18 protein-coding genes are annotated in these 18,922 nt (G+C 75.1%); 7 read left to right on the top strand and 11 right to left on the bottom strand.

The window, feature by feature from the left end; all coding sequences use genetic code 11:
- Nucleotides 1-2 precede the first annotated feature (2 nt).
- Both gabT and fabG read right to left on the bottom strand, forming a co-directional pair.
- Nucleotides 3-1,427: a 4-aminobutyrate--2-oxoglutarate transaminase gene (gene gabT, locus I6A60_RS19825; RefSeq protein ID WP_203025184.1), complete on the bottom strand. Its 1,425-nt coding sequence runs from the start codon at nt 1,425-1,427 to the stop codon at nt 3-5.
- A 23-nt stretch (nt 1,428-1,450) separates the two neighbouring features.
- A complete protein-coding gene (gene fabG / locus I6A60_RS19820) occupies nt 1,451-2,203 on the bottom strand; it encodes a 3-oxoacyl-ACP reductase FabG (protein WP_203025189.1) in 753 nt (250 codons plus the stop codon).
- Between the two features lie 315 nt (nt 2,204-2,518).
- Between fabG and I6A60_RS19815 the strand changes: the two genes are divergently transcribed.
- The 5 genes from I6A60_RS19815 (at nt 2,519) to I6A60_RS19795 (ending at nt 8,559) form a co-directional block, all read left to right on the top strand.
- On the top strand, nt 2,519-2,935 hold the full coding sequence (locus I6A60_RS19815) for a hypothetical protein (RefSeq protein WP_203025183.1): 417 nt from the start codon (nt 2,519-2,521) through the stop codon (nt 2,933-2,935).
- Nucleotides 2,936-3,013: 78 nt separating this feature from the next.
- Nucleotides 3,014-5,020: a S8 family serine peptidase gene (locus I6A60_RS19810; protein WP_203025182.1), complete on the top strand. Its 2,007-nt coding sequence runs from the start codon at nt 3,014-3,016 to the stop codon at nt 5,018-5,020.
- A gap of 51 nt (nt 5,021-5,071) precedes the next feature.
- Nucleotides 5,072-5,353, top strand: a complete 282-nt coding sequence (locus tag I6A60_RS19805) for a hypothetical protein (RefSeq protein ID WP_203025181.1) — start codon at nt 5,072-5,074, stop codon at nt 5,351-5,353.
- Nucleotides 5,350-5,817: a hypothetical protein gene (locus I6A60_RS19800; protein WP_203025180.1), complete on the top strand. Its 468-nt coding sequence runs from the start codon at nt 5,350-5,352 to the stop codon at nt 5,815-5,817. Before I6A60_RS19805 ends, I6A60_RS19800 begins: the two co-directional genes overlap by 4 nt.
- 54 nt (nt 5,818-5,871) lie before the next feature.
- Nucleotides 5,872-8,559 (top strand): tetratricopeptide repeat protein, encoded by a 2,688-nt coding sequence (locus I6A60_RS19795; protein WP_203055662.1) that lies wholly within the window; start codon nt 5,872-5,874, stop codon nt 8,557-8,559.
- A gap of 6 nt (nt 8,560-8,565) precedes the next feature.
- Here the strand turns inward: I6A60_RS19795 and I6A60_RS19790 are convergent, their stop codons facing one another.
- The 7 genes from I6A60_RS19790 to I6A60_RS19760 form a co-directional block, all read right to left on the bottom strand.
- The gene (locus tag I6A60_RS19790) at nt 8,566-9,105 is read right to left on the bottom strand and encodes a hypothetical protein (RefSeq protein ID WP_203022044.1); all 540 of its coding nucleotides are present in this window, start codon (nt 9,103-9,105) and stop codon (nt 8,566-8,568) included.
- 89 nt (nt 9,106-9,194) lie between these two features.
- Entirely contained in the window at nt 9,195-11,519 is a 2,325-nt protein-coding gene (locus I6A60_RS19785) for an FdhF/YdeP family oxidoreductase (RefSeq protein ID WP_203022043.1), read from the bottom strand.
- 89 nt (nt 11,520-11,608) lie between these two features.
- Nucleotides 11,609-12,463 (bottom strand): GNAT family N-acetyltransferase, encoded by an 855-nt coding sequence (locus I6A60_RS19780; protein ID WP_238435802.1) that lies wholly within the window; start codon nt 12,461-12,463, stop codon nt 11,609-11,611.
- Between the two features lie 110 nt (nt 12,464-12,573).
- Complete coding sequence (locus I6A60_RS19775; RefSeq protein ID WP_203042406.1) at nt 12,574-12,855, bottom strand: hypothetical protein; 282 nt, start codon at nt 12,853-12,855, stop codon at nt 12,574-12,576.
- Nucleotides 12,852-13,412, bottom strand: a complete 561-nt coding sequence (locus tag I6A60_RS19770; RefSeq protein ID WP_307873760.1) for a nuclear transport factor 2 family protein — start codon at nt 13,410-13,412, stop codon at nt 12,852-12,854. Before I6A60_RS19770 ends, I6A60_RS19775 begins: the two co-directional genes overlap by 4 nt.
- Nucleotides 13,413-13,530: 118 nt before the next feature.
- Nucleotides 13,531-14,778: a serine hydrolase gene (locus tag I6A60_RS19765; protein WP_238435801.1), complete on the bottom strand. Its 1,248-nt coding sequence runs from the start codon at nt 14,776-14,778 to the stop codon at nt 13,531-13,533.
- A gap of 138 nt (nt 14,779-14,916) precedes the next feature.
- Entirely contained in the window at nt 14,917-15,138 is a 222-nt protein-coding gene (locus I6A60_RS19760) for a hypothetical protein (protein ID WP_203022040.1), read from the bottom strand.
- Between the two features lie 162 nt (nt 15,139-15,300).
- On the opposite strand from I6A60_RS19760, the gene I6A60_RS19755 reads away from it, so the two are divergent.
- Nucleotides 15,301-16,218 carry a hypothetical protein gene (locus I6A60_RS19755; protein WP_238435800.1) on the top strand — a complete coding sequence of 306 codons (918 nt, stop codon included), beginning with the start codon at nt 15,301-15,303 and terminating at the stop codon, nt 16,216-16,218.
- A gap of 53 nt (nt 16,219-16,271) precedes the next feature.
- On the top strand, nt 16,272-16,517 hold the full coding sequence (locus I6A60_RS19750) for a DUF2630 family protein (protein WP_203022038.1): 246 nt from the start codon (nt 16,272-16,274) through the stop codon (nt 16,515-16,517).
- Between the two features lie 9 nt (nt 16,518-16,526).
- Here I6A60_RS19750 and I6A60_RS19745 read toward each other — a convergent pair whose 3' ends face one another.
- A complete protein-coding gene (locus I6A60_RS19745) occupies nt 16,527-18,119 on the bottom strand; it encodes a cell wall metabolism sensor histidine kinase WalK (RefSeq protein ID WP_203022037.1) in 1,593 nt (530 codons plus the stop codon).
- Nucleotides 18,112-18,825, bottom strand: coding sequence for a response regulator transcription factor (locus I6A60_RS19740; protein ID WP_238439905.1), 714 nt, complete (start codon nt 18,823-18,825; stop codon nt 18,112-18,114). The genes I6A60_RS19745 and I6A60_RS19740 overlap by 8 nt, the downstream gene beginning before the upstream one ends.
- Nucleotides 18,826-18,922: the final 97 nt, after the last annotated feature.

Genomic DNA, 18,922 nt, shown 5'->3' with positions numbered 1-18,922 from the left:
GTTCACGGCCGCACCGGCTCCGCCAGCGACTCCAGGGCGGCGACGAGGACGCCGACCCCGTCGTCCAGCAGTTCGTCGCCGATGGCGAGCGGCGGCAGCAGGCGCAGGACGTTGCCGTCGGTGCCGCAGGTGAGCACGACGACGCCCTCGGCGTGGCAGCGGCGGGCGACCGCGCCGGCCGCGGCACCGTCGGGCCGGCCGGTGGCGGGGTCGACGATCTCGACGGCGAGCATGGCGCCCCGGCCGCGGACATCGCCGAGGGCCGGGACCCGCTCGGCGACGGAACGCAGCCTCGGCAGCACCCGCGCGCCGATGGCGCGGGCCCGCCCGACGAGTCCGTCGCGCTCGATGGTCTCGATGGCGCCGAGAGCGGCGGCGCAGGCCAGCGGGTTGCCCCCGTAGGTCCCGCCGAGGCCGCCCGGGTGCGCCGAGTCCATGATCTCGGCCCGGCCGGTGACGGCGGACAGCGGCAGCCCGCCGGCGATGCCCTTGGCAGTGGCGATCAGGTCGGGGACGACGCCCTCGTGCTCGCAGCCGAACATCGCGCCGGTGCGGGCGAACCCGGTCTGCACCTCGTCGGCGACGAAGACCGCGCCTGCCGCCTTCGACCAGGCCACCAGCGCGGGCAGGAAGCCCTCGGCCGGGACGACGAAGCCGCCCTCGCCCTGGATCGGCTCGATGAGGACCGCCGCGACGTTGTGGGCGCCGATCTGGCTCTCGATGAGGTGGATCGCCCTGGCTGCCGCCTCGGCGCCGGACAGCCCGTCGCGGTACGGGTAGGACAGCGGGACGCGGTAGATCTCCGGGGCGAACGGGCCGAACCCGTTCTTGTAGGGGTGGTTCTTCGCCGTGAGCGCCATCGTCAGGTTGGTGCGGCCGTGGTAGGCGTGGTCGAACACGACGACGGCCTGCCGCCCGGTGTGGATGCGGGCGATCTTGACGGCGTTCTCGACGGCCTCGGCGCCGGAGTTGAACAGCGCGGAACGCTTCTCGTGGTCGCCTGGCGTGAGCCGGGCCAGCTGCTCACAGACCGCGACGTAGCCCTCGTACGGCGTGATCATGAAGCAGGTGTGGGTGAACGCCTGGACCTGGCGGATCACGTTGTCGACGACGGCCGGCGCGCTGTTGCCGACGGTCGTCACGGCGATGCCGGAGCCCAGGTCGATCAGCGCGTTGCCGTCGACGTCGACCAGGATGCCGCCGCCGGCCGCCACGACGAAGACCGGGAAGGTGATCGAGACGCCCCGGGCGACCGCGGCCTCCCGGCGGGCCAGCAGCTCCCGGGACCGGGGCCCCGGGAGCTCGGTGACCAGCCGACGCCGCTGCGGCAGGCCCGGTCCGCCGGTCACCGCGAGCGGGCCGGGGCTTTCGCCCGTCGCGGCCAACACTGCGGGGACCGGCGTCGACGGGCCGGCGGTCGTCGTCATTCCTCTACGGTAGGCCGCTCGGCTCAGGCGCGCGGGCCGCCGGCGACGTAGAGGACCTGGCCGGTGACGAAGCCTGCGCCCTCGCTGACGAAGAACGACGCCGCGTGGGCGATGTCGGCCGGCTGGCCGACCCGGGCGACCGGGATCTCCTTGGCGCGGCGGGCCTCGTAGTGCTCCCACGTCTCGCCCAGGCGCTCGGCGGTCTTGTGGGTCATCTCGGACTCGATGAGGCCCGGGGCGATCGCGTTCGCGGTCACGCCGAACTTGCCGAGCTCGACCGCCAGCGTCTTGGTGAAGCCCTGCAGGCCGGCCTTGGCCGCGGAGTAGTTGACCTGGCCGCGGTTGCCGAGCGCCGAGGTGCTGGACAGGTTGACCACCCGGCCGAACTTGGCCTCGACCATGTACTTCTGCGTCGCCTTGGTCATCAGGAACGCGCCCCGCAGGTGCACGGCCATGACCTGGTCCCACTCGGTCTCCGCCATCTTGAAGATGAGGTTGTCCCGGGTGATGCCGGCGTTGTTGATCAGAACGGTCGGCGGGCCGAGCTCGGCCACGACCTTCGCGACCGCCGCCTCGACGGCCGCCGCGTCGCTCACGTCCGCGCCGACGCCGATCGCCTTGCCGCCGGCCGCGACGATCTGGTCGACGACCGGCTTGGTGGCCTGCTCCTCGAGGTCGAGCACCGCGACGGCCAGGCCGTCCTGCGCCAGTCGCTGGGCGATGGCCGCGCCCAGGCCCCGCGCCGCCCCCGTCACGATCGCCACCCGTTCGGTCATGCTGATGTTCTCCCGTTCTCCGGGCGGCTCACGGCCACCGATGTTCAGATGACGCCGATGATGCAGCGGGTCGCGGCCGTCCGCCGGGGCCGGACCGCTACGTGTCGTCGCCGTCATACTGCCGAACCGGCCGGTCCGGGGTCGCCCCGAGACGGCGGATCTCACGTGCGGGCGCGCTTGACGCGGTGGCGAGAGGCGCGGCGGGCGTGCCCCCTGGCCGGTTGTGTCAGGTTCCGTAAAGGCCGGCCGGGGTGCCGGAGGGTTGATGTCGAGGCGGCCGAGCGGCCGCCCGGGACAGTCCCTGGGAGGGACCCGATGTCAACCCTGACCGACGACGTCACCATCACCACGGAGGAGGCACGCGAGCTGGTCCAGCGCGCGGCCTTCCTCATCCGCAGCCGTCCGTTCGAGGGCTCGGACCCGCTTCAGGCCGCGGGCTGGAAGCGCTCCGTCGAGGACTTCCTGGAGGACCTGGTCTTCGAGCGTGCCATCGGCCAGGTGGGCGTGACGCCGCCGACGGGCGCTCCGAAAGCCACCAGCGACGTGAGCGCCTTCCTGCAGGGCCTCGACCACGCCCTGGGCGGCCACGAGGACAACCCCGCCGTCATCGTCGCGGTGGCGATCACGGCCATCGTCGTCACCGTGGTGGGCGGAATCATCGTCTCCTACATCGCCGGTGAGGACGCCGGCGCTCCCCCGCCGCCGCCGGTCATCGTCAACGCCGGCGGATGATCGAGATCTGAGTCGATGCCCGCTCGGCCGGGTGGCGCGAACCGCCTGGCCGAGCGGCCTGCCTCCCGCGGGGGAACCATGACCGAGCCGTCGAGGCCGCTGACGGTCACCGTCAACGGCCACACCTTCGATCCCGTCGTCGGGCCACCGGCGCCTGCTCCCGGCGACGCCTTCGGGGGGGCCGCCGGGGCCGGCCTACGAATGATCGTCCAGGTGCACCGGCCGTTGCGGCGGGCCGAGCACGACCGGCTGCGCGACGAGTTCGGCCTCGCGCTGACCGACTATCTGCCCGAGCTGGCCTACGTCGAGTCGATCCCGGCGGCCTCGGTCGCCCGGGTGGCGGCGGACCCGCTGGTCCGCGCGGTGACGCCGTTCGTGCCCGCGTTCCGGCTGTCGGCCGGGATCGGCGCGCGGACGTTCCGCACCGACGCGGGCCGCGGCCGGAACGGGCGGCGGCTGGAGGCGGTGCTCTTCGGGGACGCTGACCCGGACACGGCACTCGCCGCGGTCCGCGGGCACGGCGGCGGCGACGCGGTCGTGCTCGACGAGCGCGTTCACGGCGGGGCGGTGAAGATCCGCTTCACGATGCCGGACGGCGACCTGGCCGCGCTGGCCACCGTCGACGACATCCGCTGGCTGGACGAGGTCGGCGAGGCAAAGCACGACGCCTCCGAGACAGCCGCCGCGACAACCAGCGAGACGCCCGTCGTACCCGGCCCGGCGGCCGTTCCCGTCGAGCTCGCTCGCGGCTGGGCCGCTCCCCTGTGGAACGCGGGCCTGCACGGCGAGGGCCAGATCATCGGGATGATGGACAGCCCCGTCGACCTGGGCCACTGCCTCTTCGCGGACGCCACGAACCCGGTCGGCCCCTTGCACCGCAAGGTCGTCTGGTTCCGGGACGCCGCGGGCGGCCCACCGGGGCGGCACGGCACGTTCGTCGCCGGGATCGCGGCCGGGGACGATCCGGCGGCGCCCGGCGGGCATCCCGACCGCGGGGTGGCCTGGGCGGCGCGGCTGACCTACGGCAACGCCGACGACATCGAGACCACGGGGGTGCTGGGCTACCTCGGCGCGGCGGCGGCCGACGGCGCCAGGGTGCACACGAACAGCTGGCACGACGAGCCGACGCCGCAGTACAACCAGCTCTCCGCCGACGTCGACGCCTTCGCCTGGCACAACGAGGACCACCTCGTCCTGGGCTCGTCCGGCAACACGGGCGAGGCGATGGGGCCGCCCGGCACGGCGAAGAACGCCCTGTCGGTGTCCGCCTCCCGGGGCGGCACCCTGGACGGCTTCGGCGACGGCACGACCGGGCCGAGCGAGGACGGCCGGCACAAGCCGGAGCTCGTCGCGCCCGGCTGCTCGATCAGGTCGGCGGCGGTCGGCTCCGGCTGCGCCGTGAAGCTCGACCGGGTCGTCTTCGGCTCGGCCGGGCCGATCTGCGCGACGAGCTGGGCGACGCCGGCCGTCGCCGGGCTGGCGGCGCTGGCCAGGCAGTACTACGTCGACGGCTACCACCCCAGCGGGACCCCGTCGCCGCCCGACGCCCTGGTGCCCTCGGGCGCCCTGCTGAAGGCGACCCTGCTGGCCGGCTGCGTCGACCTCAGCGGCCCGGCCACCTACCCGAGCAACACGACGGGCTGGGGACGGATCCGGCTCGAGAACGTCCTGGCCCTCCCGGGGTCGGCCCGCCGGCCGCGGGTCTGGGACCGGCGCAACGCCGACGGGATCGCCACGGGCGAGAGCACCGAGCACCCGGTCGACGTGGCCGGGCCGGGCGAGCCGTTGACGATCACGCTGGTGTGGACCGAGCCGCCCGGCGCGGCGGGGGCGGCGGTCGCGACCGTCAACGTCCTGGAGCTGACGGCGCTGCCGCCGGACGGCGGGCCGGCGCTGCGGGCGAACGTGTTCGCGGGCGGCTTCTCCGTCCCCGGCGACGCCACCGACCGGCTGAACAACGTGCGGCGCGTCCTCGTGCGCGTCCCCGCCGCCGGGCGCTGGACCGTCGTCGTCTCCGGGGTCGCCGTCAACGTCGGCGACCCGGGCCAGGGCTACGCGCTCGTCGCCGCCGGGGACCTGGGCTGACCTGCCAGCCACCGACCACAGACAAGATCACCAATCTGAAGGAGACAGGAAATGAACGAGGCAACCGGAGTTCGGGTCGTCGTGCAGGGCGACCTTCCGGACGACGTGATGATGAGGATCCGGGTCGGCATCCGCTCCGCCGTGCTGGCCGAGCTGGCCCAGACCGACCTCGCGCCGAAGCAGTTCCCGGTCCCGCTGGAGCCCTTCGATCTCGACCCCGGCCTCGACCCGTCGCTGGGCCTGCAGATCCCGCAGCTGCTCGGCTGGTGGTTCAAGGAAGGCCCCGACGGCACGATCGACCCCGGGACGCCGATCCTGGCGACCGACCTGTGACCGGCGACCCTGCGACCTCCGACCTCCTGCGGCCGGCGACGTGCCCGAGCAGCTCGTGCGAGCCCGGCCATCTGCTGATCGGCATCGTGCGCCCGGACGGCACGACCGCGGGGGTCTGGCCGCCGCTGCCGATCGACGAGGCGTTCGTCGCCAGCGCGCGGGCCGCCGACCGGGTGCCCGAGGCCCGGCTGCGCTTCGCCGGCCCGTGCGTCACCTCCCAGTGCCACCAGTGGCACGGGGACCGGTGCCGGATCGGGGACCTCGTCGCCGGGCAGCCGGCGGCCGCGGCCGGGCCGGGGGCCGTGGCCGCGCCGCCGCCCTGCTCGATCCGGGCCACCTGCCGTTGGTGGTCGCAGAACGGGGTGGCCGCGTGCCGGTCCTGCCCGAAGGTCGTGCACACCCGCGCGGACCAGCCGGACGGCCGGGGCGACGACGGTCGGCTGGCCGACGATCCGCGAGGGTGACGGCGGCAGCGCACCGCGTGATACTGGGATCTCCAGTACTCGGGGGAGAACCGCGTGAGTCCGTTGCCCCAGCCACCGCTTCCGCCGGGGCCGGTCGCCGACCTGTTCGGCGCGCTGCACGAGCAACACCACCGCGCCGGCTGGCCCAGCCTGCGCAGGATCGCCGCCGAGGTCGGCTGCAGCCACACGACCGTCTCCGTCGCGTTCAGCGAGCCGCGGCTACCGCGCTGGGGCCTGCTGGAGCTCATCGTCGAGGCGCTCGACGGTGACGTGGAGCGGTTCCGGGGACTCTGGCTCGCCGCGAGCGCGGCCGAGACCGAGCTCGGACCGGCCGCACCCGCGCCAGCCCCGGCGGCCTCGACGGCGTCGGGGCCGGCGCCGGCGGAGCCCGAGCAGCCGGAGCGGTTCGTCGCGCCCCGTGAGCTGCCCGCGCCGATCGTCCCGGTCGTCGGCCGCATCGCGGACCTGGCCCGCCTGGACGACGCGTTCGAGGCCGCGCAGGCCGGCACCGGGCCAGGGGTCGTGCTGATCACCGGGCCGGCGGGGGTGGGCAAGACCTGCCTCGCGGTCGCGTGGAGCCACACCGTCGCCGGCCGGCATCCGGACGGCCAGCTCTACCTGGACCTGCGCGGCTACGACGTGAGCCGGGCCAGGACGCCGGCCGCGGCGGCCGAGTCGGTGCTGCGCCGCCTCGGGGTGGCCGCGGCGGCGATACCCCGTGAGCTGGCCGACCGCTCCGCGCTGCTGCGCTCGCTGCTGGCCGGCCGGCGCCTGCTCCTCGTCCTCGACAACGCCCACTCGGCCGACCAGGTGGCGCCGCTGCTGCCGGGGGCCGCCTCGTGTTTCGTCGTCGTCACCAGCCGCGATGGCCTCCCGTCGCTGGTCACCCGGGCGGGCGCCCAGCGGATCGGGCTGCGCCGGCTGGACGAGGACGACGCGACGACGTTGCTCGCCCAGCTGATCGGCAAGCCCGCCGACGCGCGGCCGGACGCGGTCGCCGAGCTGGCGCGCCGGTGTGCCTACCTGCCGCTCGCGCTGCGCGTCGCCGCTGAGGTCGTCACGCGCGACCCGGACTGGGAGCTGGCCGAGCAGGTGGCCCGCTTCGAGGGCCGCGCGGCCCGGCTCGACCTGCTGGACGCCGGCGGCGACGAGCGCACCAGCGTCCGCAGCGTGTTCTCGTGGTCCCGGCGGCGCCTCGGCGCCCAAGCCGGCACGCTGTTCGAGCTGCTCGGCTTCAGCCCGTCGCGGGAGCTGGAGACGGCGGCGGCCGCCGCGCTGCTCGGGGCCGGGCCGGCGGCCGGCGCGGCGGCGGTCGACGAGCTGCTGCGCGCTCATCTGGTCGAGCGGCGGGGCGACGCGATCGGGCTGCACGACCTGCTGCGCGACTACGTCGTCGAGCTCGCCGCCCGCCGGCCGGCCGCCGAGCGCCACGCCGCGCGCCAGCGGCTGTTCGACCACCACGTGCGGGCCGCCGGGCGCGCCGCGGCGGCTGCGTTCGCCGACTCGGGGTCGGCCGAGGCCAGGACGTGGCTCGACCGGCATCGGCAGTCCCTGCTCGCGGTCGCCCGGTCGGCCGGCCAGGACAGCCCGTCGCACTGCCTGCGGCTGGCGGCCCTCCTGCACCCCTACCTGGAGGTGTCCGGCTACTACGGGGACGCGATCGCCCTTCAGCGCACCGCGATCCAGGCCGCCCAGCGGCCCGGCGGCGACCGGTCCGAGCTCGCCGGCGCCCTGCGCCGCCTGGCCGGAGTGCTGCGCAGGTCAGGGGCGCTGGCCGAGTCGCTCGCCGCCGCCGAACGCGCGATGGCCATCTACGAGGAGCTCGACGACCGCGCCGGGATCGCCTCCGCGCTCGACGCGCTGACGGCGGTGCACGTCCGGCAGGGCCGCAACGAGCTGGCCGGCGAGGAGCTGGCGCGCGCGGTCGAGCTGCACCGGGAGCTCGGCGACAGGTCGGGCGAGGCCGCGGCGGCCAACCGGTGGGGCATCGCCCTGATGCAGCTGGGCCGGTTCGCCGACTCCCTCGCCCGCCACGAGCACGCCTACGAGCTGTACCGGACGCTCGGCCAGCGGGTCGCGCTCGGCCGGGTGGCGAACAACGTCGGCGTGGTCAGCCTGCGGCTCGGCCGCTACGACACCGCCCACGCGGCGCTGAGCGAGGCGCTCACCATCGCCACCGAGGTGGGCAACCGGGCCGGGATGGGCGTCGCGCTGGCCAACCTGGGCGAGGTCGCCGAGCGGCGCGGGCGCTACGCGGACGCCGTCGAGAGCTACCGCCAGGGAATCGAGGTCTGCGCCCAGGTCGGGTACCTCGCCGGGCTCGCCGACGCCCGGCGCGGCCTCGGGGTCGTGCTGGCCCGCCAGGGCGCGCACGCGCAGGCCCTGGAGACCCTGCGCGCGGCGCTGGAGCTCGGCCGCGGCGCCGGCGACGCCGACGTCGAGACCGCCACGCTCAACGACATCGGGCTGGCCGAGCGGCTGGCGGGCACGGACGGGGCCGCGAGCCACCGTGCCGCGTACGAGGCGGCGGGCGTCACCGGCGACCTGTTCCAGCGGGCCAAGGCGCTCGACGGGCTGGCCCGGGCCGCGCTGGCCGGCGCCGACGTCCCGCTCGCCCGAAGCCACTGGCTGGAGGCCCTCGGGCTGTTCGACGGGCTCGGGGTGCCCGAGGCGGCCGAGGTCCGCGCGGAGCTCGGCCGCCTCGGGGCCCCGGCGCCGGACGCGCTCGCGCCGGTCGAGTAGCGGGGCTCAGGTCGACGCGGTCTGCCGGGCGGCCCACTCGGGCCAGGCGAGCGCGGCGAGCATCGCACCGCGGGGCCCCCCGACCCCCGGGGCGACCGCGTCGCCGATCACGCCGGCCATGGCGACGACACCGGTCGCGGTGACGTCCCAGAACCCGGACAGGCTCGGATCGGGCAGGGTGGCGGCGACGATTTCGAACACGGACGGCAGCGGCTCGCCCTCCGGCGGCGCCGTGACAGGGCTCGGCTCGAGCCCCAGCCGGGCGAGGTTCTCCAGGCCCCGGATGCGGGCCTGCAGCTCGGCGCTCTGATCAGCCGTGATCACTCCGGCGTCCGTCAGCGCCTCGATGGACCGGACCGCCAGGTGGACCAGAGTCGCCGGCTGTGCCTCGATCACGACGGGGAACGCGAGCGGCCCCCAGGCCAGGATCACGTCCGGGAGCGGTGGGGTCACGTCGCGCCGGGCGAGAAAGGCGGCGACGTCCTTGGGATGCACGTCCTTGGGATGCACGTCCTTGCTGTGGACGTCCTTCGAGTGCGGGCTCATGGTTGCCTCCGGCCGTTGATCCGTCAGGTACCGGATCAGCCTGCGCCCGCCGCGGGCGCGGTTTACAAAACTGGCCAGAACCCGCCGGCTCAGCGTTCGCCGCGCGGTTCGAGGCGGACGACCAGGGACTTCGACGTCGGGGTGTTGGAGCGTTCGGCGGTCGAGTCGAGCGGGACCAGGACGTTGGTCTCGGGGAAGTAGGCGGCGGCGCAGCCGGGAGCGGTGGGGTAGGCGACGACGCGGAAATCCGGGGCGCGCCGTTCGACGCCGTCCGTCCAGACGCTGACCAGGTCGACCTGGGCGCCGTCGGCGAGGCCGCGGCTGGCCAGGTCGTCGGGGTTGACCAGCACCACCCGGCGGGCGCCCCGGATGCCGCGGTAACGGTCGTCGCGGCCGTAGATCGTGGTGTTGTACTGGTCGTGCGAGCGCACTGTCTGCAGCAGCAGGTGGTCGGGCGGGACCCGCAGCACCGTCAGCTCGTTGACCGTGAGCACCGCCCGGCCGGACGGGGTGCGGAACTCACGGGCGTCGCGCGGCGGGTGGGGCAGCAGGAACCCGCCAGGCTCGGCGATCTTCCGCTCGTAGCCGTCGAAGCCCGGGACGACGTTCGCGATGTGGGCCCGGATCCGGCGGTAGTCGCCGGAGAGCCCGGCCCAGTCGACATCCGGGTGGCCGGCGGTGGCCTGGCCGCGTCGGGACAGCGTCGCCGCCGCTAGGCCGGCGATGATCGCGGCCTCGGACCGCAGCCGCGGGCCGGCGGGTGGGAGCGTGCCCCGGGAGGCGTGCACGGAGCCCATCGAGTCCTCGACGGTGACCACCTGCGGGCCGGCGGCCTGGACGTCACGCTCGGTGCGCCCGAGGGTGGGCAGGATCAGCGCGGCCGCGCCGGTGACGGCGTGCGAGCGGTTGAGCTTGGTGGAGATCTGGACGGTGAGCCGGCAGGACCGGATCGCCGCCTCGGTCACGGCGCTGTCCGGCGTGGCGGAGACGAAGTTCCCACCGAGGCCGACGAACACCCTCGCCCGCCCGTCGCGCATCGCCCGGATCGCGTCGACGACGTCGTACCCGTGCCGACGCGGCGGCGCGAAGCCGAACTCGGCGCCCAGCCGATCGAGGAAGGCGTCGGGCATCTTCTCGCAGATGCCCATCGTCCGGTCCCCCTGGACGTTGGAATGGCCGCGCACCGGGCAGACGCCGGCGCCGGGCCGGCCGATGTTGCCCCGCAGCAGCAGGAAGTTGACGACCTCGCGGATGGTCGCGACGGCGTTGGCGTGCTGGGTGAGGCCCATTGCCCAGCAGACGATGATCTTCTCGGCGGCGAGCACCCGGCCGGCCAGCTCGTCGATCTCGGCGGCGGCCAGGCCCGTCGAGGCGGCGACGTCAGCCTCGTCCAGGGCCCGCAGATGGGCGGCGAACGCGGCGAACCCGGTGGTGTGTGCGTCCAGGAACTCATGGTCGAGCACCGTGCCGGGAGCCGCGTCCTCGGCGTCCAGCAGCCGGCGCGACAGCGCCTGGAAGAGGGCGAGGTCGCCGTTGACGCGGATCCGCAGGAACTGGTCGGCCAGCGCCGTGCCGGCGCCGACGATCCCGGACGGCTTCTGCGGGTTGCGGAACCGCATCAGTGACGCCTCGGGCAGCGGGTTCACGGCGACGACCGACCCGCCGCGCCGTTTGACCTTCTCCAGCGACGTCAGCATCCGCGGGTGGTTGGTGCCCGGGTTCTGGCCGACGACGAGGACGAGGTCGGCGTTCTCCAGGTCCTCCAGGGTCACGGAGCCCTTGCCGATGCCGATCGTCTCGGTCAGCGCGCTGCCGGAGGACTCGTGGCACATGTTCGAGCAGTCCGGGAGGTTGTTCGTGCCGTAGGCGCGGACGAACAGCTGGTAGAGGAACGCGGCCTCGTTGCTGGTCCGTCCGGAGGTGTAGAAGACGGCCTGGTCGGGGCTGTCCAGGGCGGTCAGCTCGGCGGCGACCAGGTCGAACGCCTCGTCCCAGCCGACCGGCTCGTAGTGGTCGGTCCCGGGCCGGCGCAGCATCGGCTCGACGAGGCGGCCCTGCTGGCCGAGCCAGTAGCCGGACCGGCCGGCCAGGTCGGTCAGGCTGTGCTCGGCGAAGAACTCGGGGGTGACCCGGCGCAGCGTCGCCTCCTCGGCGACGGCCTTGGCGCCGTTCTCGCAGAACTCGGCGTGGGCGCGGCGCCCGGGGTCCGGGTCGGGCCAGGCGCAGCCGGGGCAGTCGAACCCGTCGGCCTGGTTGAGCAGGCGCAGCGTCGTCAGGCTGCGGCGCGCCCCCATCTGGGCCCAGGACTGCGCCAGCGCGTGGGCCACCCCGGGGACTCCGGCCGCCCAGGTCGCGGGCTCGTTCGCCGCCGCGGGGTCGTCCGCCGGGTCGCCGACCGGTGCCTTGCGCGCCACGACGCACCTCCTCGCCCGGCGTGGGGTCCGGACGCCTGTCGGACGCTACGCCCCGGCCTCCCCGACGGGTACCCGCCGGCCGGGTCCGCCTATCCGCACTCGCCTCGGCGGACGAACGGGTCGTCCTCGTCGTCGTAGTCCGGTCCGTCGTCCGCCGCGGGCCGCTGCTCGGGCAGGGCGGGCGCCTGGACGAACTGGAAGTTGGTGACCGTCCGCGTGACGAAGCCCAGGTGCTCGTAGAGCCGGATGGCGTTGACGTTCAGCGCGGAGGCGTGCAGGAAGGGCGTCTCGCCCCGGCCGCGGATCCCGGCGGCGACCGCGCGCATCAACCGGGTGGCCAGGCCCTGGCCCCGCAGGGCCGGGTCGGTGCAGACCGCGCTGATCTCGGTGTAGCCGGGCACCCGCAGCCGCTCTCCCGCCATCGCGACGAGCGCGTTCCCCTCGAAGACACCGAGGTAGGAGCCCAGCTCGACGGTGCGGGACCGGAACGGCCCCGGCTTCGTGCGCTCGACGAGCTCGATCATCGCGGGCACGTCGTCCGGGCCGAGCGGCCGGGCCGCGGGCTCGGGCGCGTCGGCGAAGTCCGCGGTCGCGACCATCTGGACGAGCCCGATCCGGTCCAGCACGGTCCAGCCGGCGGGCGGCGCGTCCTCGACGAAGAACAGCGTCGCGACCCCGCCCGGCCCGACGACGGCGGCCAGGTCGTCCCAGGCCCACGCCCCAGGCCCACCGGCCATCGCGGCGAACGGCGCGACCTCGGGCTGGAACTGGCCAGCCCGAGCGACCCGTCCGAGCTGGTCGAGCTGGTCGGCGAAGCCCGCCTGCCGGCCCGTCAGCGCCGTCCAGATCACGTTGTCCAGCACGTCGTCGCGACCGGCCGGGCCGCCCTGCTGGCGTCCGTCGTCGTGCGCCCGCACCCGGGTGGCATCCGTCACCGCGCTCATCCTCCGTCCGCCAGCCCCTTTGGCCACTCTATGGGGCAGGTTCGGCCGGACCCAGGCCTACGGCCCACGGCCGGCGCCGCGTGGACGATCGCGACGCCGGCTCGTCCTGGCTACCCGGCGTCCCGCCCGGTACCGGCCCTGGAGACAGGCAGCGGGCTCTGGTCCGCGCCCGGCACCCTCGCCGGTGGCGGGCTCTGCTGCGCGCGTGGCGTCTTCGCGGGCGGCGCGACCGGCGTCCGTGGCTTCGGCGGGCTCGCCGTCGGGGCCCGGCGAGCGGGTGTGGCCGGTCGCGCCAGCCAGGACCGCCACTGGGTCAGCACGACCATCACCAGGTCGGCCACGTGCACGGCGAGGGCCGCGCGCCGCCGCCCGGGCTCGCGTCGGTCGCTCACCGATCCGCGAGATTCTCGTCGGCGCCGACGGCGCGGCTGTCGGGGATCGTCACGGCCGCCTGATCGACCACGCCGCGCCGGACCAGTTCGTCGACCATCCCGAGCAGCCGGGTGATCCGCAGCCGGCAGATGCGCCACTGCCCGTCCTCGCACTTGCGGTATTCCTCGTGGTAATGGCCGCTTCCGGCGATCTCCAGCATTCCGTCCGCGCCGGCGAACCGCACGTAGTCGTTCATCGCCCAGATTCCGCGCGCCGTCCGCGGCCCGGTTATCTCGATTTCCGGCATGTGGGCGTGATGAACGGTCAGTCCCGCGCCGATGGCCCGGAAGATGAACTCCATGAACTGTTCACGGGTGTTGAACCGCTCGTCCGGGACGTCGGCGATCCACGCGTCGAGGTCGGGCGTGAAAACGTCGGCCCACTCGTCCCATTTCTTCTCGTCGACCAGGCGCAGATAACGCGCCTTGAGCTGCTTGAGCGCCTCGATCTCACAGAGGTCCCCGATTTCCACCAGCATCCCCTTATGCCGTTTCGCGACGCAGTCAGCCAGCCACACGCGCCGCGCGGGTGTGATACGCCGTCCCGAGAAACCAGGCCCGCCATCCGGGGGCCGGCCGGAGCGTACTGCCGCCCTTTCTCGAACGCGACGCGGCCGGTGGATTCGACTCGCGGGGCTATCCGCCGGTGGTCGCGCCCGGCGAGCCGGTAATCGCCTCGGTGACGACGCGGCTGGCCTCGGCGGGGCCGAAGGTGGGCGGTTTGGGAATGGCGTCGGGGGTGCCGAGCCGGACGACCACGGTGTCGGTCGCCGGGTCGACCTGGACCACCTGGTTGCCCAGCCCGATCGCCCAGAACATGTCGTCCGGGGCACCGGCGACCAGCCGGCCCTGCTTCGAGGTCTGGTTGCCGACCTGGGACAGGTCGGTGGCGACCAGCGGGTTTCCGACCAGCCCCTGGTGGTTCAGCCACCACAGATAGCCGTACGCGGCGTTCAGCTGGGTGGACGAGGTCCCGGTCGCGGCGCGCAGCCAGTCGGTGGAGACGATCTGTCTGCCGTGCCAGGTGCCGTGGTCGAGCGCCAGCTGCCCGAACCGGGCCAGGTCACGGCAGGTGCTGTGCACGCCGGTGAACATCTCGGTGTTGCCCGCTCCGTCGTGGGACATCGACGTGTGTGTCATCCCGAGCGGCGCGAACAGCCTCTGCTGGGCGAACGCGGCCGGGTCCTGGCCGGTCGCGCCCTGGAGCACCTGGTCGAGGGTCTGGATCGCCGAGTTGTTGTAGGCCCAGACCTGGCCGGGCGCCTGGGCCTGGCCGAGGCCGACGGCGAAGGCGGTCTTGTCTCTGGCCTTGATGAGCTTGTCGTAGTCGAGGTCGATGCTCCACTGGCGGCCGGAGTCGTTGCTCAGCAGATCGCGGACCGTGACCGCCGCCGACGGGGTGCCCCGCCACGCCGGGATCCACGTCGACGCGGGCTGGGTGATCTTCAGATCGCCGTCATCCTGGGCGATGCCGGTCAGGGTGCTCGTCACCGACTTCGTCGCCGAGAAGACGTCCTGCTCGGTGTTCGCGTTCGTGCCCCGGAAGTACCACTCGCCGGCGATCTTCCCGCCGCGGACCACCAGCAGGCAGTTCGACTTGCCGGTCTCGGCGGTCTTCGCGAGGTCGGCGAGGACGCTCGGGTCGAGACCGACCGACGCCGGGTCGGCGGTCTCCCAGCCGGCCCCTGGCTGGTGCGGGGGCTGCCCTGGGGTCCCGGAGGCTGGGGTCCCGGAGGCTGGGTTGCCGGAGGCCGCTGGCGGCGCACTCGCGGCCGCGCCGCCCTGGCAGGCGGCGGCGCCGAGCAGCGCCACCAGCGCCGCGGCTGCCGCGACCAGACCGCGCGGCTGACGGGATAGCGGTCGACGGGGTGACAGAGACCTCAACGCACGCACCTCTCGACGGGGTGCGCCGATCGTGGCACCCGAAGGTCAGGCGCCGGTAGGAGAAATGTTCAGCGAATGCAAGGGCTCGGGGCGCGGCAGCGTCGCGAGCGGGCGGGCGGCTGCCGGGGCTGCGCCGGCCTAGGACGCGTCGGGGCGGGCGCGACGGGCGTCCTCGGCGCTGGCCGTGGCCGCCGTGCCGTCCGGTGCCGGCTGCGCGTCGCCGGCGAGCCGGCTGTGCAGCCGCTCGCGGATCTCGTCCGGTGTGTAGGACCGGCGGGCCCGTTCGGCGCGGGCGACCATCGCACCCGTCGCCGCGACGCCGACGACTCCGGCCAGTCCGAGCACCTTCCACACGCGCATACCTCAGGCTAAGTCGAATCGGCCGGTCTTGCGGGGGCCATGGCGGGACGAGTCCGCGTCCGCGGCACAAAAGTCCGGCCACGCGCGGTCACCTTGACCGGGCCTTCGCCGAGTCGCCCCGGACATCGCCCAGGTCGGCCTAGTCTGGACGTTATGTGCGCCATGCCCGTCAGCCTGGACGCGGCCGTGGAAGCGAGCCGCACCGGCGACCTGTGGCTGTTCCGGGGCCGCACCGCGGCCGACCGGGCGATCCAGACGCTCACGAACAGTCCCGTCAACCATGTCGGCATGGCCCTCGTCCTCGACGACATGCCGCCGATGATCTGGCATGCCGAGCTCGGCCGGTCGCTGCCCGACCGGTGGACCGGCGGCCGCCACCGCGGGGTGCAGCTGCACGACCTGCGGGCCGCCGTCGAGCAGTGGGGCCAGCGGTACGACCAGCGGGCCTGGCTGCGCCAGCTCGAACCGGAGGTGCCCCGGGAGGCCGAGGACGCCGCGCTGCGGATCGTCGCGCGGCTCGACGGCACCCCGTTCCCGTCGACCGCCCAGCTCGCCGGCCGGTGGCTGCTGGGCCGGGCGCCGATCCGGCGCCACGAGCCCGGAGCGGACGACGACGAGGACGCCGACCAGCACCCGGACGAGGCGGCGGCCGAACCCTGGTTCGCCGTGTTCCCCTGGCAGCTCGGCACCGACGTCGCCGGATCCGACGATCCCACGCGGCCCGGCCTCGGGCCGGGCTGGCCGGACGAAGCGATACCCACCGGCCCGGTGGCCCGGGCCGGTCGCTGGCCACGGCTGCGGGTCCGGTCACGGCGGGTGCGCGCCACCGCGCCGCCGGCCGACGACCCGCCGGTCACCGGCCTGCCCGACGCCGAGATCCTGGGCGCGGCGGGCAACTCGTCCCTCGAGACCGCCTACTGCGCCGAGGTCGTCGCGATCACCTACCAGGCGATGGGGCTGCTGCCCGCCGGCCGCCGGCCGAACTGGTACGACCCGGGCCGGTTCTGGAGTGGCGACGACCTTCCGCTCACGCCCGGGTTCAGCCTCGGCGCCGAGATCGCCGTCGAGATCCCCGACTGAGCCGCGCCGTCACGACGGGCCGTCTGGCCGGCGGCGCGTGCTTGGCTGAGGACATGGACGACAAAGCGATATTCACTCAGATCAACGCTCTCGTCGCCGAGGAGCATGACCTGCGCTCCAAGCGGGCGTCGGGCGCGATCGACCCCGACGAGGAGCTGGCCCGTCTCCGCCACGTCGAGGCGTCCCTGGACCAGTGCTGGGACCTGCTGCGCCGGCGGGACGCTCTGCGCGCCGCCGGCCGGGACCCGGTCGACGCGAAGCCGGCATCCATCACCCAGGTCGAGGGCTACGTCCAGTAGCGCCCCTCCTCAGGGACGCGTGTCCCGGGACGGGCCGACGGCGAGCACCCGGTGCGGCCCGGTGGCCCGCCGGGCCGCCGGACCGTCGCTGCCGCCCGCGTCGCCGAGCGGGGCGAGCGGCAGCCGGACGCTGAACGCGGCCCCGCCCTCGGCGGCGGCGCCGGCCCGGGCCGAGCCGCCGAGCCGCGCCGCGAGCCGCCCGACGAGCGCGAGCCCGAGGCCGGTGGAGACGGGGCGCAGGCCGCGGTAGCGCTCATAGAGCGCCGCGCGGTCGAACGCGACCGCGCAGTCGTCCGCCGTCAGGCCCGGCCCGCCGTCACGGACCTCCAGCACCCCGACCTCCAGCACCCCTACCAGACCCAGCGGCGACGGCTCGGCCCTGGCGGCGAGCACGATCGGCGCGCCCGCCGGCACGACCCGCAGGGCGTTCTCGGCCAGCCCGTCGAGGATCTGGCGCAGCCGGGCCGCGTCACCGACGACGACGACCGGCCGGCCCGGTGGCGGCGCCTCAACGCGCAGCGGGATGCCCTCGGCCGCGCACCGGCTCCGCCAGACCTCGGCGGCGTCGGCGAGGACCCGGCCCAGGTCGACCGGCGCGAGGTCGACCCGGAAGTCGTCGGCGTCGAGGCGGGCCAGGTCGAGCAGGTCCTGGACCAGCCGGTCCAGCCGCAGCGCCTCGTCGAGGATCACCTGACCGGCGCGCGGAGCCTCGGGCCCCGGGGTGACGCCGTCCGCGAGCGCCTCGGCGAAGCCGCGGATCGCGGTCAGCGGGGTCCGCAGCTCGTGCGAGACCGAGAGCAGGAACTCCCGCTGCCGCGCCTCGCTCGTCGCGAGCGCCGCGGCCAGGCCGGCGAGCGCGTCGGCGACGTCGGCGATCTCCACCGGCCCGCGGGTGGGCAGGGCGAGGGTCACGTCGACGTCGCGCCGACCGCTGGCCAGCGCGTGCGCGGCGCCGGCGAGCGCCCGCAGCGGCCGGGCCAGCCTGCGGGCGAGGACCAGCCCGGCGACCGTCGCCACGGCGAGGGCGACGACCAGCGCGATGAGCAGCCGGCGGCTCTCGGTCACCGTCAGCTCCCGGGCCGCGGCGACGTCCTGGACGAGCACCAGCGTGTTCCCCCCGGACAGCTGCCGGGTGGAGACGAGGACCCGGCGGCCCGCGACGGTCCGCACACCGGTGTTCTCGCTGGTGCCGGCCAGCCGGGCCCGGGTGCCCGCCGCGAGCATCGGCACCCGCCGGCCGTCACCTGGGCCGACGGCGAGCGTCGCCAGGCCGTCGGGGTCGAGCACCAGCAGGCTGATCTGCTGGGCGCCCACCGCGCGGACGACGTCGGCGCGCAGCTGGGGGTCGCGGGCCTGACCGGTCAGCGCGCCCGGCCTGCGGGCCAGGTCGGCGACGAGGTCGGCCTGTCGCCCAAGCGCGCGGCGGGCCTGCGCCTCGCCGACCCGGCCGAGCTGTCCCAGGAAGATGGCCCCGGTGATGATCACGGCCAGCAGCGCCACCGCCGTCGTGACGAGCGCCGTGCGCGACCCGAGCCCGCGCCCGCGCCCGCGCCGCGACCGGGCCTGACGCGGCCGTCGCGACCGCCGGCCCAGGTCAGGCATCGGCGGTGTAACCGACGCCGCGGACGGTCCGGATCGGGGAGACGTCGCCGAGCTTGGCGCGGACCTGGGCGACGTGGACGTCGACGGTGCGGGTGCCGGCCGCGGCCTGGTAACCCCACACCTGGGAGAGCAGCCGCTCGCGCGTGTAGACCAGCCCCGGGCGGGCGAGGAGCGCGGCGAGCAGGTCGAACTCGGTCGCCGTCAGCGCGACGGGCACCCCGGCGGCCGCGACCTGGCGGCGGTCCAGGTCGAGCTCGACGGCGCCGGCCCGAAGCCGCCGCGGCGGCGGCTGGGCCGCCTGCGGGCCGGCGCGGCGCAGCACGGCCCGCAGCCGGGCGACGAGCTCGCGGGGCGAGAACGGCTTGACCAGGTAGTCGTCGGCACCGAGCTCCAGGCCGAGAATCCGGTCGACCTCGTCGTCGCGCGCGGTCACGAACAGCACCGGCGTCCAGTTCTCCTCTGCGCGCAGCGCGCGCAGCACGTCGCGCCCGTCGAGGCCGGGCAGCCGGACGTCGAGGACGAGCGCGACCGGCGCGAGCTCGCGGGCCGCCGCGAGCCCGGCGGCGCCGTCCTTGCGGACCTCGACGCCGAAGCCCTCCCTGGTCAGGTACAGCCGGATCAGGTCGCTGATGTGCGGTTCGTCCTCCACCACCAGCACGAGGCCGGTCTGCTGCCGCGGCGCCGACCCCGCGACGGGCCCGGCCAGCGCGGTCTGGGCGGACGAGTTGGTCGTCGCGGCCGGAGCCGGCGGTAAGGCGGCCGTCGGCGGGGACGGCGGCTGGCCGGGAGCGGAGGGGTGGGCT

This window comes from Frankia sp. AgB1.9 (genome assembly GCF_016786355.1).
Taxonomy (GTDB): Bacteria; Actinomycetota; Actinomycetes; order Frankiales; family Frankiaceae; genus Pseudofrankia.
The sequence above is the reverse complement of the archived record's forward strand: the minus strand, read 5'-3'. Positions and strand labels throughout refer to the sequence as shown.